The 19,388-nt window shown below is 30.8% G+C and carries 18 protein-coding genes and 1 pseudogene; 5 read left to right on the top strand and 14 right to left on the bottom strand.

Annotated elements, in window-relative coordinates; all coding sequences use genetic code 11:
* The 5 genes and pseudogenes from QM495_RS04220 to QM495_RS04200 form a co-directional block, all read left to right on the top strand.
* Nucleotides 1-191: pseudogene (locus QM495_RS04220) on the top strand (RNA pseudouridine synthase); the annotation flags it as partial.
* A gap of 116 nt (nucleotides 192-307) precedes the next feature.
* Nucleotides 308-739 carry a thioredoxin family protein gene (locus QM495_RS04215; protein ID WP_408670861.1) on the top strand — a complete coding sequence of 144 codons (432 nt, stop codon included), beginning with the start codon at nucleotides 308-310 and terminating at the stop codon, nucleotides 737-739.
* Between the two features lie 4 nt (nucleotides 740-743).
* Complete coding sequence (locus tag QM495_RS04210; protein WP_408670860.1) at nucleotides 744-1,727, top strand: FAD:protein FMN transferase; 984 nt, start codon at nucleotides 744-746, stop codon at nucleotides 1,725-1,727.
* Nucleotides 1,724-1,936, top strand: coding sequence for a DUF4266 domain-containing protein (locus QM495_RS04205; protein ID WP_408670859.1), 213 nt, complete (start codon nucleotides 1,724-1,726; stop codon nucleotides 1,934-1,936). Before QM495_RS04210 ends, QM495_RS04205 begins: the two co-directional genes overlap by 4 nt.
* A 14-nt stretch (nucleotides 1,937-1,950) precedes the next feature.
* Nucleotides 1,951-3,471: a DUF3570 domain-containing protein gene (locus QM495_RS04200; RefSeq protein WP_408670858.1), complete on the top strand. Its 1,521-nt coding sequence runs from the start codon at nucleotides 1,951-1,953 to the stop codon at nucleotides 3,469-3,471.
* 333 nt (nucleotides 3,472-3,804) lie between these two features.
* On the opposite strand, the gene argH is transcribed toward QM495_RS04200, so the two are convergent.
* From argH to ilvB, 14 genes are all read right to left on the bottom strand, one after another.
* A complete protein-coding gene (gene argH / locus QM495_RS04195; RefSeq protein ID WP_408670857.1) occupies nucleotides 3,805-5,082 on the bottom strand; it encodes an argininosuccinate lyase in 1,278 nt (425 codons plus the stop codon).
* 93 nt (nucleotides 5,083-5,175) lie between these two features.
* On the bottom strand, nucleotides 5,176-6,234 hold the full coding sequence (locus QM495_RS04190; RefSeq protein WP_408670856.1) for a M20 family metallo-hydrolase: 1,059 nt from the start codon (nucleotides 6,232-6,234) through the stop codon (nucleotides 5,176-5,178).
* A gap of 189 nt (nucleotides 6,235-6,423) precedes the next feature.
* Nucleotides 6,424-7,206 carry an acetylglutamate kinase gene (gene argB, locus QM495_RS04185; protein ID WP_408670855.1) on the bottom strand — a complete coding sequence of 261 codons (783 nt, stop codon included), beginning with the start codon at nucleotides 7,204-7,206 and terminating at the stop codon, nucleotides 6,424-6,426.
* Nucleotides 7,207-7,332: 126 nt separating this feature from the next.
* Nucleotides 7,333-8,280 (bottom strand): N-acetylornithine carbamoyltransferase, encoded by a 948-nt coding sequence (locus tag QM495_RS04180; protein WP_408670854.1) that lies wholly within the window; start codon nucleotides 8,278-8,280, stop codon nucleotides 7,333-7,335.
* A gap of 1 nt (nucleotide 8,281) precedes the next feature.
* Nucleotides 8,282-9,058 carry a glutamate 5-kinase gene (gene proB, locus QM495_RS04175; protein ID WP_408670853.1) on the bottom strand — a complete coding sequence of 259 codons (777 nt, stop codon included), beginning with the start codon at nucleotides 9,056-9,058 and terminating at the stop codon, nucleotides 8,282-8,284.
* A complete protein-coding gene (locus QM495_RS04170; protein WP_408670852.1) occupies nucleotides 9,042-10,238 on the bottom strand; it encodes a glutamate-5-semialdehyde dehydrogenase in 1,197 nt (398 codons plus the stop codon). Before QM495_RS04170 ends, proB begins: the two co-directional genes overlap by 17 nt.
* Nucleotides 10,238-11,365: an aspartate aminotransferase family protein gene (locus QM495_RS04165; protein ID WP_408670851.1), complete on the bottom strand. Its 1,128-nt coding sequence runs from the start codon at nucleotides 11,363-11,365 to the stop codon at nucleotides 10,238-10,240. Before QM495_RS04165 ends, QM495_RS04170 begins: the two co-directional genes overlap by 1 nt.
* Nucleotides 11,366-11,376: 11 nt before the next feature.
* Nucleotides 11,377-12,171, bottom strand: a complete 795-nt coding sequence (proC, locus tag QM495_RS04160) for a pyrroline-5-carboxylate reductase (RefSeq protein ID WP_408670850.1) — start codon at nucleotides 12,169-12,171, stop codon at nucleotides 11,377-11,379.
* A gap of 17 nt (nucleotides 12,172-12,188) precedes the next feature.
* Nucleotides 12,189-13,166: an N-acetyl-gamma-glutamyl-phosphate reductase gene (gene argC, locus QM495_RS04155; protein WP_408670849.1), complete on the bottom strand. Its 978-nt coding sequence runs from the start codon at nucleotides 13,164-13,166 to the stop codon at nucleotides 12,189-12,191.
* 2 nt (nucleotides 13,167-13,168) lie between these two features.
* Nucleotides 13,169-14,350 carry an argininosuccinate synthase gene (locus QM495_RS04150; RefSeq protein ID WP_408670848.1) on the bottom strand — a complete coding sequence of 394 codons (1,182 nt, stop codon included), beginning with the start codon at nucleotides 14,348-14,350 and terminating at the stop codon, nucleotides 13,169-13,171.
* Between the two features lies 1 nt (nucleotide 14,351).
* Nucleotides 14,352-14,969, bottom strand: coding sequence for a GNAT family N-acetyltransferase (locus QM495_RS04145; protein WP_408670847.1), 618 nt, complete (start codon nucleotides 14,967-14,969; stop codon nucleotides 14,352-14,354).
* 667 nt (nucleotides 14,970-15,636) lie between these two features.
* Entirely contained in the window at nucleotides 15,637-17,109 is a 1,473-nt protein-coding gene (ilvC, locus tag QM495_RS04140) for a ketol-acid reductoisomerase (protein ID WP_408670846.1), read from the bottom strand.
* 19 nt (nucleotides 17,110-17,128) lie between these two features.
* Nucleotides 17,129-17,650, bottom strand: a complete 522-nt coding sequence (ilvN, locus tag QM495_RS04135) for an acetolactate synthase small subunit (protein WP_408670845.1) — start codon at nucleotides 17,648-17,650, stop codon at nucleotides 17,129-17,131.
* A gap of 2 nt (nucleotides 17,651-17,652) precedes the next feature.
* The gene (ilvB, locus tag QM495_RS04130; protein WP_408670844.1) at nucleotides 17,653-19,386 is read right to left on the bottom strand and encodes a biosynthetic-type acetolactate synthase large subunit; all 1,734 of its coding nucleotides are present in this window, start codon (nucleotides 19,384-19,386) and stop codon (nucleotides 17,653-17,655) included.
* Between the last annotated feature and the right edge of the window lie 2 nt (nucleotides 19,387-19,388).

Below are 19,388 nucleotides of genomic sequence, written 5' to 3'. Positions count from 1 at the left end.
TTAGATGTCAGTTAGCAACTATTGGATCACCTATTAAAGGTGATTTAAAATATGGTTTCAACAGAAGCAATAAAGATGCAAGTATTCATTTACACGCACGCAACATTGAATTTATTCACCCAGTTACTAAAAAAATTGTTATAATTACTGCGCCAACTCCAAAAGAAGTTATTTGGCAAGCTTGCAACTAGATATTTAACTGGTTTTCAATTCGTTTAAATTTTAGTTTTTTTACGGTAGGGTTTTAAGTTTATTCTTTGTTATTAAATTATAATCTAACGACTATTGCTAAAACCCAATTGGTAAAATGAAAAAAATAACTTTAAGTGTACTGTTCTTTTTAATTGTTTTTATAGGAACTGCACAAGAGTGGCTAACTAATATTGAAACCGCCAAAGAAATTGCCGTTGAAAAAGACCAACATATAGTGTTGGTTTTTCAAGGCTCCGATTGGTGTGCACCGTGTATTAAATTAGAAAAAGAGATTTGGAGCTCAAAAGAGTTTAAAACATACGCAAAAAATAATTTTGTGCTAATTAAAGCCGATTTTCCAAGAAAGAAAACAAATAAATTAACCAAAGAACAACAATTTCAAAATAACCAATTGATGGAAAAATATAACCTAAGAGGTTATTTTCCTTATGTTGCTGTTTTAGATAAAAATGGAAAAGTACTAGGAAGTACCGGTTATAAAAAAACAACTCCAGCAAAATATATTAAAATTTTAGCCTCGTTTTAGTTTTATGAAAAAATACACTATTTTAATCCTATTACTAGTTTTGGTTAGTACGTCTTATGCACAACAAATACATAGACAAACATTAAAATTGATGGGAAGTCGTTTTGATATTTCAGTAGTTGCTATTGATTCTTTAGAAGCAACAAAATATATTAAAATTGCTATTTCAGAAATTTTAAGAATTGAAAAAATGATATCATCTTGGGATAAAAATTCTCAAACTTCAAACATTATAAAAAACGCTGGAATTCGCCCCGTAAAAGTTGATAAAGAATTATTTAACCTTGTTGAAAGAGCTATAGCTCTTTCAACATTAACTGATGGCGCATTTGATATAAGTTACGCTTCTATGGATAAAATTTGGAAGTTTGATGGAAGCATGAAAACAATGCCTTCGGAAGAAGAAATAATAAATTCCGTTTCAAAAGTTGGATATCAAAATATTATTCTAGACACAAAAAACCAAACCATTTTTCTAAAATTAAAAGGGATGAAAATTGGCTTTGGAGGTATCGGAAAAGGATATGCAGCAGATAAAGCAAAACAATTATTGATTTCTAAAGGTGTTAAAGCAGGGATTATAAATGCATCTGGGGATATGAATACGTGGGGGAAACAACCCAATGGTGATGATTGGAAAGTAGCAATTACAAATCCATTAAATAAAAATACTACTTTTGCCATCTTCCCAATTAGTAATGGTGCAGTTGTTACATCGGGAGATTATGAAAAGTACGTTACTTTTAACAACAAACGATACACACATATTATTAATCCTAGAACTGGCTACCCTTCAAGCGGAATTATTAGCGTTTCGGTTTTTGCTCCAAAAGCTGAATTAGCAGATGCTTTAGCAACTTCAATTTTTGTAATGGGTACTGATGTTGGCTTAAACAGAATAAATCAACTGAAAAATGTTGAATGTATTATTATTGATGATACAGGAAAAATTTACACTTCAAAACATATAAATATTAACAAATTATGATTAAAAAAATTAGTGCATTACTGCTATTATTGAGTTCTTTAACATCTTGTGTAGTTGTTAAAGAATATGAAAAAGTATATTTAAATGATCCTGACATGGCTTTATCCGCAAAATATATCAAACATTTTGAAACTAGTTTTCAAGTGTATAGAGAAGGTGCATCTGGCGCAAATGGAGGAAAATCGGGTGGAGGCTGCGGCTGTAATTAATTTTAAATAATACAATGAGAAAAATTTTAATTCTTAGTACATTGTTTATTTCCATAATTGGGTATTCACAATCAGAAATTAAAAATGAAACTACCTATAAAAAAAGAGTTTTAGAAACTACTGAAATTGACATGATTTCTAGCTTTTATTCTCAAAATGGTGATAATGCCGCTGTAACTGGAGGTATTGGAAATGAAAAACTAACCGATATTGCAACAAATTTTGTAGTATCAATTCCGTTAAACGATGATGATGTATTTACTGTTGATGCAACAATTTCTGCCTACACATCTGCATCTTCAAGTAATTTAAATCCTTTTGATTATTCTGGAAGTACTTTTAAAAATGAAAATGGAGACAAAGATAGAGATGAGGACAAAAGTAACTCCAAAAATAAGGGTGGATTTAATGCAAAATCTGGAGCTTCACAATCAAATACTAATAATGTAGCAAATAGAGGAGCAACTCCATGGGTTGAATCAACAGGAGCTTCCCGCTCCGATGTTTGGGTAAATGGCACATTTAATTACAGTCACTCTTCAGATGATAGAAATACCATTATTAACGGAAACCTCAGCATCTCTCATGAATATGATTATCAATCTTTTGGAATTGGAGGCGGAATAGCAAAATTATTTAATCAAAAAAATACAGAAATAGGCCTGAAAGGAAATGTGTATTTAGATACTTGGAATCCAAGATATCCAACTGAAATTTATTCTTATATTACTGCTAATGAGAACTTAAATGCCGGTTTTTTTAGTGGTGTAGATATTTTAGATCAAAGTGGTTCAATTATTGATAAAAATAGTGCCAATGTTTGGATGCCAATAAATACAACTTTGGTAACTGATAAAAAAAGAAATTCATATGCTGCTTCTCTCTCATTTTCTCAAATTATTAGCAAAAAAGCACAGCTATCATTATTTGTAGATGTAGTTCAACAAAGTGGTTGGTTATCAAATCCCATGCAACGGGTATATTTTGGTGATAGGGCAAATTATTATATTGGAAATGCAAATAGCATTCATAATTATACATCTAAAAATAATACGGATGTTTTTCAATTAGCGGATGATATTGAGCGTTTGCCAAATACAAGATTGAAAATACCTATTGGTGCACGTTTTAATTATTACATCAATGAAAAACTTACCTTAAGAACTTATTATCGATATTATTCAGATGATTGGGGAATAAATTCACAAACGGCAAGTATTGAATTACCTTTTAAAATAAGTGATAACTTTACTCTTTATCCATCATATAGATATTACACACAAACTAAAGCGAAGTATTTTGCTCCTTTTGAACAGCATGTTTCAACAGAACAATTTTACACTTCAGATTATGATTTGTCTGAATACAATTCTAGTCAAGTTGGTTTCGGAATTTCTTATACCGATATTTTTGCCAAACGGCATATTGGAAAATTTGGCTTAAAAAATATAGATTTAAAGTATAGTAACTATCAGAGAAATACTGGTTTAAGCTCAGGAATAGTTTCCCTTGGGTTTAAATTTGTGATGGATTAAAAACTAATTTAAGAAGTTGTTTGGGATGTAAGCTTTCGTCTTTTACCTAAAAACTAAAACGAAGGGAAAAGTACAACTAGTGCCTAATGCTTAAAACAAAGACGAAAACAAAAACCAACACGTCATAACGAGGAAAGTATAACCGAAGTTATCTCATGAATAGAACTCCAAAACAACAGATTGCTTCGTTGCTCTCGCAATGATATTTTTTTTTGTCATTGCGAAGAAGCGGTAGCGACTGTGGCAATCTCATAAATGAAGACAAAAACCTAGACTAAGGAAAAAGTCAACCGCCCTTCAACAAGCTCAATATGACATCAATTTTCATTTATTTTATGCATTATTTTTCTTTGCTATAATTTCATCTAAACACAAATTACCAATACTTCCTTTGTGTGTATGATTTACTTTTTTGTCTGGATTAAAATTACCTTCCTGAATGTTTTTACCTACAATTTTGTAAGCATCTCTAAACGGAATTCCATTTTGAACTAGTTTGTTAACTTCCTCAACACTAAATAAATATGTATATTTTTCATCTTCAACAATCGTAGTTTTTACTTGAATATTTTTTAAGGAATAGGTTAACATTTCTAAACACGATTTTAAGGTTGAAAATGAAGGAATTAACCCTTCTTTTAACAATTGTAAATCTCTATGATAACCACTTGGAAGATTATTTGTAATTAATGTAAATTCATAAGGTAACGCTTGTAATTTGTTGCATTTCCCTCTAATCAATTCAAAAACATCTGGATTTTTTTTGTGAGGCATAATGCTTGAGCCAGTGGTTAATTCATCTGGAAATGAAATAAAACTAAAATTCTGACTCATATACAAGCAAATATCCATACTCATTTTTGACAATGTACTTGCTACAGAACTTATAGCAAACGCCGCTGATTTTTCTAATTTTCCCCTTCCCATTTGAGCTGCTACAGAATTAAATTTTAAGGTTTCAAAATTCAACTCTCTAGTTGTAAAATCTCTATCAATTGGAAATGAACTACCATATCCTGCTGCTGAACCTAACGGGTTTTGATCAGCAACTTTATACGCTGCTTTTAGAAAATAAATATCATCAATCAAAGTTTCTGCATAGGCTGAAAACCATAATCCAAATGATGATGGCATTGCAATTTGTAAATGTGTATAGCCAGGTAATAGTACTTCTTTATATTGCTCAGCTAATGAAATTAACAAATCGAAAAGTTCATCAACTTCTCCATTTATTTCGTTCAATGCATCTTTTAAATACAAATGCACATCAACCAAAACCTGATCGTTTCTTGAACGTGCTGTGTGAATTTTTTTACCAGTATCACCTAACTTTTCAGTTAATAAAAATTCTACTTTAGAATGAACGTCTTCAAACGAATCTTCAATAACAAATTCACCTTTTTCAATAGTTTTTAAAATTGATGCTAGTTCAACTTCCAAATCTTTTAGTTCTTCCAAAGTTAACAATCCAATACTATGTAACATTTTTGCGTGTGCAATATTCCCAATAATATCGTATTTGGCAATAATCAAATCTAACTCTCTGTCATTTCCAACAGTAAATAAATCTATTTTTTTATCGGTTGAAAATCCTTTATCCCAAAGTTTCATAATTTTCTTGTTTTAAAAATTTGGTGGTTGAGCGGAGTCAAAACCACATAACATTCATTTACCATCACTTCAACTCCGCTCAGTGACCACTTCCTAAGTTATTCCTTCTAAAATTTTAATATATAAATCAACGCCTTCTTCAATTTCGTTTACATAAATAAATTCATCGGCGGTATGTGAACGTAAACTTTGTCCTGGTCCTAATTTTAAAGATGGGCAGCTTAAAACCGCTTGATCTGATAATGTTGGTGAACCGTAAGTTTCTCTTCCTAATTTAATTCCAGCTTCAACAATTGGATGGTTTTTCGGTATTGAAGACGAATTTAACCGAAGTGATCTAGCAACTACTTGAGACTTCACATTTGACTGAATAATCTCTAAAACTTCTTGATTACTATACGCATCTGTAACTCTAACATCAACCACATATTTACAACTTGCCGGAATTACATTGTGCTGATGCCCTGCTTCTATTTGAGTAACTGTCATTTTAACTTCCCCTAAGGTTTCAGAGATCTTTAAAAATTTAAAATTCTGAAACCAATTTACATCTTCAATCACATTATAAATTGCATTATCTCCTACTCCGTGTGCAGCGTGACCAGCAGTTCCTTTCGATTCGCAATCCAAAACCAGCAATCCTTTTTCTGCAATTGCTAATTGCATTAATGTTGGTTCCCCAACAATTGCAAAATCAATTTCAGGAATCACTTTTAGCATGCTATTTAAACCATTTGGACCAGAGTTTTCTTCCTCAGCAGAAGCCACTATTACAAAATTATAGTTCAAATCATTTCGTTCATAAAAATAGGTAAATGTTGCTAATAAAGAAACCAAACAACCACCTGCATCATTACTTCCTAAGCCATACAATTTATCATCAACAACTTCCGGATGTAATGGGTCTTTTGTGTAACCTTTATTTGGTTTCACAGTATCATGGTGCGAGTTTAACAATATTGTTTTTTTGGAAATGTCGAAATATTTATTTTTTGCCCAAATATTGTGTTTTTTACTTTCAAATTTTATATTGTGGCTAGAAAACCATTGCATGATTAACAGAGCTGTTTCATTTTCTTCACTTGAAAACGATTGCTTCGAAATTAAATTTTTAAGCAATTCAATAGCTTCTTTTGTTAATTGTTCTATCATTATCTACTTTTTAAGTACTTTAAAATTTACGTCACCCTAAACTTGGTTCAGGGTCTCATCATTTTTTAATTATTATTAATATTAGTTTCAAACTTTTACTAAATCATTTAATTTTTTTCTTCATTGAATGTGATGCTGAAACAACACTTCGACAAGCTCAGTGTGACATCTTCAGCATGAAGAACCTTTTTATATTGTTAGTGTTGTATATAATTTATTAGTGCTTTTTATTAATGAAGCGTCACCAATTTTTACTTTTTGAACTCCTTTTTTTAAGGCATTAAAACAATTATGAAGTTTAGGAATCATCCCATTTGAAATAATACGCTGTTCAATTAACTGTTCGTATTTATCCAAATTAATGTCTTTAATTACTGAATTTTCATCTTCAATAGTTTCTAAAACTCCTTTCAATTCAAATACATAATTTAACTGTACATGGAACAACTCACTCATTGCAATTGCAATTTCTGAAGCAATTGTATCTGCATTTGTATTTAATAATTGACCTTTTTTATCATGAGTAATTGCACAAAAAACTGGAGTAATATTGTTTTGTAAAAATACATTTATAATTTCTGAATTTACAGCATCTATATCACCCGCAAATCCATAATCTATGTCTTTAACAATACGTTTGTGAGCCAACATACAATTAGCATCAGCACCCGACAAACCTAAAGCATTGCAATTATTTTGCTGTAATTGAGCTGTTATGTTTTTATTTAACAACCCTGCATACACCATTGTTACCACTTCTAAATTAGTTTCATCCGTGACTCTTCTTCCTTGAATCATTTTTGGTTTCAAACCCATTTCTGAAGCAATTTCTGTCGCTCTATTCCCACCTCCATGCACCAAAATTTTAAACCCTTCTAGTTCAGAAAAATCTTTTAAAAATGAAGTTAATGCTTCTTCATTATTTATAACATTTCCACCAATTTTAACTATATGCAGTGTTTCTTTTTTCATTTTTTATACTACTTAAATCGTCATTCTGAATTTATTTCAGAATCTTACCCTACTAATAACTACTTGTTATGATAACCTAAAACAAATTCAGGTTGACTGCGTAAACTTATTTTAAAATTCTCTCAATTATAGATTCTCCAATATTTTTTTCAATATAATTTGAGCTGAATAAGTTCTATTATTTGCCTGTTCTATTACAATTGAATTTTTAGAATCTATCACCTCATCGGTAACCACCACATTTCTTCTCACTGGTAAGCAATGCATAAACTTCGCGTTGTTTGTCAATTTCATTTTATTAGCTGTTATCATCCATTCAGAATCAGTTTTTAAAACCTGTCCATACTCTTTATACGAACTCCAATTTTTTACATAAATAAAATCTGCATTTTCAAATGCTTTTTCCTGATTGTATTCAATCATTGAATTTTTAGTGATTTCTGGATTTAACTCATAACCTTCAGGATGTGTAATTACAAAATCTACATCTTGCAATTGCATCATTTCTACAAATGAATTTGCAACCGCGTGTGGCAAAGCTTTTGGGTGTGGTGCCCAAGATAACACAACTTTAGGCTTATTTATTATTTTATTTTCTTCTATTGTAATTGCATCAGCCAACGCTTGTAACGGATGACCAATGGCACTTTCCATATTAACAACAGGAACGCTTGCGTATTTTTTAAAATTATTTAATACAATTTCTGCTTCATCTTTTTCTTTATTATTTAACAATGCAAATGCCCTTATTGCCACAATATCGCAATATTGAGAAATTACTTTTGCTGCTTCTTTTATATGTTCGGATTTATGTTCATTCATCACAGCGCCATCTTCAAATTCTAGTTGCCATCCTTCACTACCAAAATTCATTACAATAGTTTGCATTCCTAAATTTTGAGCTGCTTTTTGAGTGCTTAATCGAGTACGTAAACTGTTGTTAAAAAATAACAAGCAAATTGTTTTTCCTTTACCAAGTGCTTCATATTCTAAAGGTTTTCCCTTAAGTTCAATAGCTTCCTTAACCGTCTTCTGAAGGTTATTAAGATTGTATATACTTGAATAATGTTTCATTCTATTTTCTTGTTATTTTTGTAAAGTTTATTTTATTTTTAATAGCATTAACCATAAAATTATCATTTAATCCATTTAAAATCCAAGTTTCAATAGTCGCTTTTTGAGCTATTTCTGCAGCTTCAATTTTGGTTTTCATTCCTCCAGTACCTCCTTTTGAAATTGATTTTTCTATTTGAGTTTTAAGCAACTGAATATTCGATGATTTTATAATAGTTTTTGCTTCATTATTATTCATTGATTCTTTTGTATAAATGCCGTTGGTATTGGTGGCTATTATGAACAAATCAACATCTAATAAAACAGCCGTTAAAGCCGATAATTTATCATTATCTCCAAATTTAATTTCATCTGTAGCAACTGTATCATTTTCATTAATAATTGGAATGTAATTATTTTTAACTAACACATTTATCGTGTTTATAATGTTTTTTTTAGATTGTTTTTTTTCAAAATCTGAATACGACAATAAACATTGAGAAGTTAATAAACCTAACTCTCTAAAATTTTCCTGAAAAATCCGCATTAAATGAGGCTGACCAATTGATGCTAATGCCTGCTTCACATTTATTTTCTTTCCATTACTTTCTAAATTTACAAATTGTTTAGCTGCGGCAATTGCACCTGAACTTACAATTACAAATTCATACTCCTCCTTTAAAGCTACTATTTGCCGAGCAATGTCTTCAATTTTTCCTCTAGAAATATTATTCGTCTCTTTAGTCAGTACATTCGTACCTATTTTTAATAGTATTCTTTTTTTATCTGATTTGCCCATCTCCGTATATATACCACTTATTTGTTACTAAATGTTGCAATCCCATTGGACCTCTATGATGTAATTTATCAGTACTTATTGCCAATTCACCGCCTAAACCAAACTCTCCACCATCTGTAAATCTGGTTGAAGCATTTTGATACACCGCCGCTGAATCAACCGATTCCATAAATGTATTTGCAGTTTTATCATTTTTTGTGATAATTACTGCTGAATGCCCACCTCCGTATTTATTGATTTTGGCAATAGCTTCTTCTGAAGAGTTTACAGTTCCAATTACAATTTTATAATCTAAAAACTCCTTAAACCAAATTTCATCACTATCGAAAGAACTTACATTTTCAAAAGCTGATAACTCTACATCTCCTAAAATTTCAACATTAAACTTTAAAAGTTTATTAATTAATTTCTTAATGAAGGTTTCTTTAGCTATTAAATTAGAATTTATAATAACTTTATCCACCGCATTACAAGCAGAAATTTTTGCTGTTTTCGCATTCAAAATCACCTTTAAAGCAAGGTTTAGATTAGCCTCTATATCTACATAAATAAAATTATTTCCTCTACCACTTACAATTACCGGACAAGTTGCATGTTGCTTTACAAAGGCAATTAGTTTTTCACCTCCGCGAGGTACAATTAAATCTACTTTTTGTGTAGGGTTTTCTAAAAATACTTGTATTTTGGCTCTATTATAATTTAAATATTCAACCCAATTGGTTGAAATATTGTTTTCTATGAGTGCTTTGTGCCATAAATTCACAATTTTTAAATTTGAATTTAATGATTCTTTCCCTCCTTTTAATAAAATTTTATTACCCGATTTAAAAGCAATTCCTGCTGCTTCAACAGTTACATCTGGCCTAGATTCATAAATAATTAAAACCGTTCCAAATGGTGCAGATTTATTGGTGATTTTTAGCCCGTTTTCGTGTGTAAAATGAAATAAATCTTTTCCTACTGGATCAACATCAGCAATTAGTTGTTGGAGTGACAAAATCATTCCCTCAATTTTTTCTTCATCTACTTTTAAACGGTCGTACATTGCTATATCTTCACCTCTATAACTTTCTACATCTATTTTATTAGCTTTTATTATTACTGCTTTTTCAGCAGCAATTAGTTGTGCCATAGACAATAAAACAGCATTTTTTTGTTGAGATGTTAAGTTTCTATTCATTAGGCTAATAGTTCTTTCAATGCATTAATAAAAACAGTTATTTGCTCTTTATTGATATTTAGTGGTGGTAAAATTCTTAACAATTTTTTATTACTTGCTCCTCCAGTAAAAATATGCTTGTTAAATATTAATTTTTTTCGAAGTTCAGCAACTTCAAAATTGAATTCAACACCCAACATTAATCCTTTTCCTTTCACTTTTTTTACTTGAGAAATTGCTTTAATTTCTTCTAAAAAGTAATTAGAAACCTCATTTACATTTTTTATTAAACTTTCCTCTTCAATAACATCCAATACTGAAATTGCGGCTACACAAGCTAAGTGATTTCCTCCAAAAGTGGTGCCTAACATTCCAAATTTAGCTTCATATTTATCAGCTATTAAAACACCTCCAATTGGAAATCCATTGGCCATTCCTTTAGCTATGGTAATAATATCTGGCTGAATATGATGATGCTGAAATGCAAAAAACTGCCCACTTCGTCCATAACCCGATTGTATTTCGTCTAAAATTAATGGCACTTCTTTTTTATTACATATTTCCTCTACTTCTTGAAAAAACTCGGTAGTTCCTTCATCTAACCCTCCAACGCCTTGAATTCCTTCAATAATTACAGCTGCTACATCTTCTTTTTCCAATTCATTAATAACCAATTCAATAGCATTCAAAGGTAAAAAGGTAACTTCTTGTTGTAAATTTATGGGCGCATTAATAGTTGCATTATCTGTAACTGCAACTGCTGCTGATGTCCTTCCATGAAAAGAATTGTTAAAGGCAACTATTCTACTTTTTCCTGTTACAAACGACGCTAATTTTAAGGCGTTCTCGTTCGCTTCAGCACCTGAATTACACAAAAATAAATTGTAGTTATCACAACCTGAAAGTTTTCCTAATTTATTTGCTAACTTTTGCTGTAACGGATTTTGAATTGAGTTTGAATAAAATCCAATTTTAGTTAACTGTTCAGATAATAAATTAACATAATGCGGATGTGTATGCCCTATAGATATTACACCATGACCTCCATATAAATCTAAATATTTTGTGTTGTTTTCATCCCAAACATACGCTCCTTTAGCCTTTACAGGAGTAACATTATATAACGGATACACATTAAATAATTCCATTTTTAATAGTTTTAAATCTGATTAATTTTTTCAAAAGATGTTACCAATCCTTTTATTATTGAAGAACTTAACCCTTGGTGTTCCATCTCATTTAAACCTTCAATAGTGCAACCACTTGGTGTGGTTACTTTATCAATTTCTTGCTCTGGATGATTACCCGATTCTATTAACAAACTAGCTGCTCCCAAACAGGTTTGCATTGCTAATTCTTGCGCTTCGTTTGCATGAAAACCTAACTGAACTGCTCCTTGAGCTGTTGCACGGATTAAACGCATCCAAAAAGCAATACCACTTGCGCAAATTACAGTAGCCGATTGCATTAATTTTTCTTCAATATATATTGTTTTTCCCAACGAATTAAAAATAGTTTTAGCTAGTTCAATATTCTCAAATCCATTTTGGTTTGCACTCAAGCAGGTCATAGATTGTCCAACAGAAATAGCCGTGTTTGGCATACTCCTAATTATCGCTGTTTTATTTCCAATAACAGCTTCAATCTCGTTAATTTTTCTACCCGTTATTACAGATATTATGGTGTGTCTTTTAGTGTCTATTTCTTCTTTTATTTCTTCTAAAACAGCTGATAACTGATTTGGTTGCACTGCGAGTATAATAATATCTGAAAATTTTATTGCCTCTTTATTATCTGTAGAAATTTGAACATTTGGTAACTTATCCAACGAACTTAAAGATGCTATATTTCGCTTTGTTAAATACAAGTTATCCAACGTAAAATTCTTTTGAGATAAAATCCCTAAAGCTATTGAATACCCTAAATTCCCTGTTCCTATAATTGCTATTTTCATTTGTTCGTTTTTATTATTTAAAATGAGGTTGCTTTTAATTGTAACCCTGCTGTTTCTTTAAAACCAAATAACAGATTCATATTTTGAATTGCCTGACCAGATGCTCCTTTTAATAAATTGTCTATTACCGAAGTAATTAAAAGTGTGTTATTATATTTTTCCAAATGGAGAAAACAATTGTTTGTATTTACTACTTGTTTTAAGTGAATTGGTGTTTTAGAAACATGCGTAAATACGGCACCTTTATAAAAATCTTCGAATAACTCGTAGGCTACTTCAATATCTTTATCAAATTCTAAATAGATTGACGCAAAAATTCCTCTACTAAAATTTCCTCTGTTTGGTATAAAAAACAACTCTTGATTAAACCCTTTTTGAAGCGAGGCTAAACTTTCATTTATCTCTCCTAAATGTTGGTGTGTAAATGCTTTGTACACAGAAAAATTATTATCTCTCCAACTAAAATGTGTTTTTGTATTAGGTGAAACACCTGCCCCAGTCGAACCAGTTGTCGCATTGATATGAACAGAGCTTTTAACTAAATTATGTTTTACCAATGGTAATAAAGCTAATTGAATGGCTGTAGCAAAACAGCCAGGGTTGGCAATATTTTTAGCTAATTTTATAGTTTCTTTTTGTAATTCAGGCAAGCCGTATACAAATTCTTTTTCTTCAAAAACAGCATCGTTTTCTAATCTAAAATCGTTGCTTAAATCAATTATTTTAGTAATTGAAGAAAACTGATATTGCTCTAAAAACTTTTTAGAATTTCCGTGTCCTAAACATAGAAATAATACATCAACTTCAGAATTTATGGTATCTGTAAATTTTAAATCGATTGCCCCTAATAAATCTTGATGCACATTGTAAATATAATTTCCTGCATTTGATGTACTGTACACAAAATTTAACGCAACTTTAGGGTGATGAATTAACAATCTAATTAATTCCCCTGCTGTATAACCTGCACCGCCAACTATTCCAACTTTAATCATAATTATGAATTTACACTGTGATAAATTTTATTTGCTGTCCCTAGAATTTTAATAAATCCTTTTGCATCTTCTGCCGACCATACTTTATTAGTTTCGCCATATTCTCCAAATTTAGATTTCATTAAATCGTGTTTAGACTCAATACCATTTAAACTAAAGTGATACGGTTTTAGCGTTACAAAAACCTCACCTGTCACCGTTTCTTGAGAATTCTCTAAAAAAGCTTCAATATTTCTCATTGCAGGCTCAAAATATTGACCGTCATGCAATAACATTCCGTACCAACTTCCTAATTGCTCTTTTAAATTTTGTTGCCATTTAGACAACACATGCTTTTCTAACAAATGATGTGCTTTTATAATTACTATAGCTGCTGCAGCTTCAAAACCAACTCTTCCTTTAATTCCAACAATGGTATCACCTACATGAATATCTCTACCAATTGCATATTTAGAAGCCAATTCTTCTAACTTTAAAATGGTATTTACTGGTGTATCAATTTCATCATTCAACCCAATTAGTTCCCCTTTTTTAAAATGAAGTTTTATATCCGTTGGCTTCGTTTTCTCTAACTGACTTGGATACGCATCTTCTGGTAATGGTTGATGTGACGTTAAGGTTTCAACACCTCCAATACTTGTTCCCCAAATTCCTTTATTAATTGAATATTTCGCTTTTTCCCAAGGATAATCAACTCCACATTTTTTTAAATAGGTTATTTCTTCTTGTCTAGATAATTTTAAATCTCTAACTGGTGTAATAATTTCAATTTCAGGAGCTAAAGTTTGAAAAATCATATCAAAACGTACTTGATCATTTCCTGCTCCTGTACTTCCATGTGCTATATATTTTGCACCAATTTTTTTTGCGTATTTAACCACTTCAATAGCCTGGAAAATTCTTTCAGCACTTACAGAAAGCGGATAAGTATTATTTTTTAATACGTTCCCAAAAACCATATATTTTATAGCTTTGTTATAATATTCTTCTAAAATATTTTTGTTTATGTGAGAAGAAACACCCATTTCATAAGCTTTCTTTTCAACAACTTTTAATTCATTGTCTGAAAACCCTCCTGTGTTTATAAGTGCACTGTGTACTTCTAAATTTAATTCGTTTTGTAAATATTTTACGCAATAGGAAGTATCTAAACCACCACTATATGCTACTACTACTTTATCCATGTTATTTTTTATTTTTTTTAAGAAATAATGCTTGTTTTATTTTTTTTAATCTGCTCAAAACTTTTGAATTGTACGGATGCTCTTTTACATTTTTATCATGATTGGGATCGTACAACATTCCTGTACATAAACACATTTTTTTATCCATTCTAAGTAAAACATCATAATTTTTACACGTTTTACAACCATTCCAAAAAGCTTCATCTGTTGTTAATTCAGAAAAAGTAACCGGCTGATAGCCTAATTCATAATTAATTTTTAATACCGCTAAACCTGTAGTAATACCAAATATTTTAGCTTTGGGATACTTTTTTTTTGAATATTCTAAAATTTTCTTTTTAATCTTTTTAGCTAAGCCTTGATTTCTAAAATTTGGATGTACAATTAACCCAGAATTGACAACAAACTCCTTATTATCCCAAGTTTCTATATAACAAAACCCTGCAAATTCATCTTTATGAATTGCAATTACGGCATCACCCGTGCTAATTTTTTTGGTAATATATTCTGGTGTTCTTTCAGCAATACCAGTACCTCTAACTTTAGCAGACTCTTTGATGGTTTCACAAATTACTTTGGAAAATTTGATGTGTGATATATTGACTATAACAACTTTCACTAGTTCCTTTTTTATTTTAAAAATTAAATTTTAATGTTTTTTAACAGGGAAAACGGACGCACCGTTTTCAAAAGAATATTACGCCCTCACGGGACGGCGACTAGAAAAAAAGCAAACGATTCTAATTTCTTTATTAACTAAAGTGAAAATTAAAAAAAATACTATGTGAAAAATATATTGCAAAATTGTTGTTGAGAAATGAAAATTAATATACTGTTTTTTTGAATTGAAAGAATTAGCGCGCGCAGCGATAAACATCGAAAAAGCAACGGGGAGTTTTTACAGTTATATTTAAATTGTTTATTTTCATTGGTACAATAGTACGTAAAAAAATTAATATCATGCTAAATTTGTTTATTATTTAACAAATTGTTGTTTTTAACTACACTTAATTAACATCTAAAATTACCTTACTATATTAAAAACTGAAATAATTCTGGATTATTATTTAAAATTTCTAAGCCAACAGTTCCTTGTCTGGCAATTACTTCTAAATCATCAAAAGGATGTACAAACATATTTTTATTTTATGCGAAAAATTCTTCATAAACATCAAAGGAGTTTGTTCTACAATTCCTTTGATGTTATGTTAAGATTTATAAATTTTTTCTAATGAGATGCTATTTTTAATAGTTGTTTTCATTAAATGGGTTTAACTAATTTTAAATTAAACTATTTTGGTCATCGAGGTCATAGACTCTCGTAAATATTCTCCAATATCTTCAACTGGATGATTTCTAATTGTAGCGTTTACTTTAATCAACTCTTTATTATCAACGTCATTTGAACCATTATTAAATGGTCTTCCTACCATATTACTTGGTGCATTTTTTACATAATCTGCAATTAAAGGTTTACAAGCATGATCAAATAAATAACATCCATATTCTGCAGTATCTGAAATTACACGGTTCATTTCAAAAAGCTTTTTACGTGCAATTGTATTAGCAATTAATGGTGTTTCGTGTAAAGATTCGTAATAAGCAGATGCTGAAATAATACCAGCTTCTGTCATTGTTTCAAAAGCTAATTCTACACCCGCTTTTACCATAGCAACCATTAATGCGCCGTTATCAAAATATTCTTGTTCAGAAATTTCAATAGTTGCAGCTGGTGTTTTTTCAAAGGCAGTTTCTCCAGTTGCTGCTCTCCAAGTTAATAAGTTATTATCATCATTTGCCCAATCTTCCATCATGGTTTTTGAAAAATGTCCAGACATAATATCATCCATATGTTTTTGAAAAAGTGGACGCATAATTTCTTTTAAATCTTCTGAAGCCTTAAATGCTTCAATTTTTGCAGGATTAGACAATCTGTCCATCATATTTGTAATTCCACCATGTTTTAAGGCCTCTGTTACAGTTTCCCATCCATATTGAATTAATTTTGAAGCATATCCTGAATCTACACCTTCATCAACCATTTTATCGAAACATAAAATAGAACCCGTTTGTAACAATCCACAAAGAATTGTTTGCTCCCCCATTAAATCCGATTTCACTTCAGCAACAAAAGATGATTTTAACACACCTGCCGTGTGTCCACCAGTTCCTACTGCATAAGCTTTTGCATAATCCCAACCTTTTCCTTCAGGATCGTTTTCAGGATGTACTGCAATTAAAGTTGGCACTCCAAATCCTCGTTTATATTCTTCTCTAACTTCAGAACCTGGCGACTTTGGTGCTACCATAATTACGGTAATATCTTTTCGTATTTGCATTCCTTCTTCCACAATATTAAATCCATGAGAATAGGATAATGCAGCTCCTTTTTTCATTAAAGGCATTACAGCAGTTACAACAGCTGTATGTTGTTTATCTGGTGTTAAATTGATTAACAAATCAGCCGTGGGAATCATTTCTTCATACGTTCCAACGTTAAATTTATTTTCGCTTGCATTTTTGTAAGATTGACGTTGTTCTTTAATTGCAGCCTCCCGTAAAGTATATGAAATATCTAAACCTGAATCTCTCATATTTAGTCCTTGATTTAGCCCTTGAGCTCCACAACCTACAATTACAATTTTTTTACCTTTTAAAGCCGTTACACCTTTACTAAATTCAGAACTATCCATAAATTCACATTGTCCCAATTGTTCTAATTGTAAACGTAATGGTAGCGTATTAAAATAATTTGCCATTTTTTTATTTTTTATTCTTTTAATTAATTTCTGTTAATAATTCTGAAATTGCCATTTTAGGCCGTGTTATGGCAATACGTCCTGAACGAACAAACTGCAATAAGCCAAATGGTTTTAACTTATCATACATTCTGTTTATATCTTCTTTTAAGCCAGAAGCTTCAATTACAAAATAATGATTGGTAATTGCAATTATATGTGCTCTTCTAAACTTTAATTTATCTTGAATTTTTTCATCATATAAATGTGTTGAGGCAATTTTAAACAATGCTGTTTCATGATAAATTATCTCATCTTCAGTATGATAAAAAGCTCTAATAACTTCAATTTGTTTTTCTAATTGACCAACAACTTTTCTAATTAAAGTCTCTGTAACTTCAACCACAAACGTAAATCTATGTACGTGTTCAATTTCAGATTTAGAAACTGTCATACTTTCAATATTAATATGACGTTTTAAAAATATTGCTGAAATACGATTTAATATTCCTATATTATTTTCAGTATACACTGAAACTGTAAAATTTTTACTTTCTTCCATAATTAACTTAATCTTATATCTGAAACACTTGCTCCAGTTGGTATCATTGGAAATATATTATCTTCTTGTTCTATCATTACTTCTAAAAAATAAGATTCTTTTGAAGCAATCATCGTTTTTATAGCACCCGCCAAATCTTCACGTTTATCAACTCTATTTGCCTCAATACCATACCCTTCTGCAATTTTCACAAAATTTGGGTTTGTCATTACTGTTGAAGCATAACGCCTGTCAAAAAATAATTCTTGCCATTGGCGAACCATTCCTAAAAAACTATTGTTAAGTACAACTATTTTTACGGCAGCTTTAGTTTGAAGTATTGTTCCCAACTCTTGTATCGTCATTTGAAAACCTCCATCACCAATAATTGCAACAACTTCACGTTCTGGAGCACCCATTTTTGCGCCAATTGATGCTGGCAACGCAAAGCCCATAGTTCCTAAACCTCCTGAAGTTATATTGCTACGCGTTTTATTAAATTTAGCATAACGCCAAGCAAACATTTGGTGCTGACCTACATCTGAAACAATAACAGCATCTCCTCCTGTTTCTTTGTTAATACCTCCTAAAACTTCACCCATTGTAAGTCCTTCCTTAGTAGGATTCAACTGGTCATAAATTACCGATTTATGTTCAACATCATGCAGCTTCTGAAATTCTCCCATCCACTCTTTATGTTTATTTTTTTCAACAAATTGCATAATTTTCGCTAAGGTTTCTTTTACATCTCCTAAAACCGCAATAGCAGTTTTTACATTTTTATCTATTTCAGCAGGGTCAATATCAAAATGAATAACTTTAGCTTGTTTTGCATACGTTGCTAAATTTCCTGTAACTCGGTCATCAAAACGCATTCCTATTGCAATTAAAACATCACAAGAATTTGTTAAAACATTAGGTGCATAATTTCCATGCATACCAACCATACCAACATTTAAAGGATGTTCAGTTTCTAAAGCTGACAGCCCTAACCCTGTGCATGCAGAAGGAATATCTGTCTTTTCAATAAAACGTTTAAATTCATGTTCAGCACTTCCAATAATAACCCCTTGCCCAAAAACAATAAACGGTTTTTTTGCACTATTTATTAATTCAGCGGCTTCTTTTACTTTAGTAATATCTAATTTTGGGATTGCTTTATAACTTCTAATTTTTTCACATTTTTTATATGAAAAATCAAATTCTTCAAATTGAGCATCTTTTGTAATATCAATTAAAACAGGACCTGGTCGACCTGATTTTGCAATATAAAAAGCTTTAGCAAGAACCTCTGGAATTTCACTTGCTTTTGTAACTTGATAATTCCATTTTGTAACAGGAGTTGAAATACCAATAATATCCGTTTCTTGAAATGCATCAGAGCCTAATAAATGTGAACCTACTTGACCTGTAATACAAACCATTGGTGTTGAATCTATTTGCGCATCAGCAATCCCAGTAACTAAATTTGTTGCTCCCGGACCTGAAGTTGCAAACACAATTCCTGGTTTTCCTGTAACACGTGCAAAACCCTGTGCGGCATGTGTTGCTCCTTGTTCATGACGAGTTAGTACATGGTGTAATTTATCTTTATATTTATATAATTCATCATAAATTGGCATAATTGCACCTCCTGGATATCCGTAAGCTAAATCCACACCTTCTTCTAATAAACATTTTATTACAGCTTCAGCACCTTTTACTCTTATTGTTTTGGAAGTCTTTTTTTCTTGAATATCTTTTTTAAATGTTTCCATAT

The organism is Lutibacter sp., from assembly GCF_046055765.1.
In the GTDB taxonomy this organism is placed as follows: domain Bacteria; phylum Bacteroidota; class Bacteroidia; order Flavobacteriales; family Flavobacteriaceae; genus Lutibacter.
The sequence above is the reverse complement of the archived record's forward strand: the minus strand, read 5'-3'. Positions and strand labels throughout refer to the sequence as shown.

Bases quoted from the DNA above. Each gene is read 5' to 3' on its own strand.
- QM495_RS04215 (WP_408670861.1), top strand. From the start codon at position 308: ATGAAAAAAATAACTTTAAGTGTACTGTTCTTTTTAATTGTTTTTATA.
- QM495_RS04210 (WP_408670860.1), top strand. From the start codon at position 744: ATGAAAAAATACACTATTTTAATCCTATTACTAGTTTTGGTTAGTACG.
- QM495_RS04205 (WP_408670859.1), top strand. From the start codon at position 1,724: ATGATTAAAAAAATTAGTGCATTACTGCTATTATTGAGTTCTTTAACA.
- QM495_RS04200 (WP_408670858.1), top strand. From the start codon at position 1,951: ATGAGAAAAATTTTAATTCTTAGTACATTGTTTATTTCCATAATTGGG.
- argH (WP_408670857.1), bottom strand. From the start codon at position 5,082: ATGAAACTTTGGGATAAAGGATTTTCAACCGATAAAAAAATAGATTTA.
- QM495_RS04190 (WP_408670856.1), bottom strand. From the start codon at position 6,234: ATGATAGAACAATTAACAAAAGAAGCTATTGAATTGCTTAAAAATTTA.
- argB (WP_408670855.1), bottom strand. From the start codon at position 7,206: ATGAAAAAAGAAACACTGCATATAGTTAAAATTGGTGGAAATGTTATA.
- QM495_RS04180 (WP_408670854.1), bottom strand. From the start codon at position 8,280: ATGAAACATTATTCAAGTATATACAATCTTAATAACCTTCAGAAGACG.
- proB (WP_408670853.1), bottom strand. From the start codon at position 9,058: ATGGGCAAATCAGATAAAAAAAGAATACTATTAAAAATAGGTACGAAT.
- QM495_RS04170 (WP_408670852.1), bottom strand. From the start codon at position 10,238: ATGAATAGAAACTTAACATCTCAACAAAAAAATGCTGTTTTATTGTCT.
- QM495_RS04165 (WP_408670851.1), bottom strand. From the start codon at position 11,365: ATGGAATTATTTAATGTGTATCCGTTATATAATGTTACTCCTGTAAAG.
- proC (WP_408670850.1), bottom strand. From the start codon at position 12,171: ATGAAAATAGCAATTATAGGAACAGGGAATTTAGGGTATTCAATAGCT.
- argC (WP_408670849.1), bottom strand. From the start codon at position 13,166: ATGATTAAAGTTGGAATAGTTGGCGGTGCAGGTTATACAGCAGGGGAA.
- QM495_RS04150 (WP_408670848.1), bottom strand. From the start codon at position 14,350: ATGGATAAAGTAGTAGTAGCATATAGTGGTGGTTTAGATACTTCCTAT.
- ilvC (WP_408670846.1), bottom strand. From the start codon at position 17,109: ATGGCAAATTATTTTAATACGCTACCATTACGTTTACAATTAGAACAA.
- ilvN (WP_408670845.1), bottom strand. From the start codon at position 17,650: ATGGAAGAAAGTAAAAATTTTACAGTTTCAGTGTATACTGAAAATAAT.
- ilvB (WP_408670844.1), bottom strand. From the start codon at position 19,386: ATGGAAACATTTAAAAAAGATATTCAAGAAAAAAAGACTTCCAAAACA.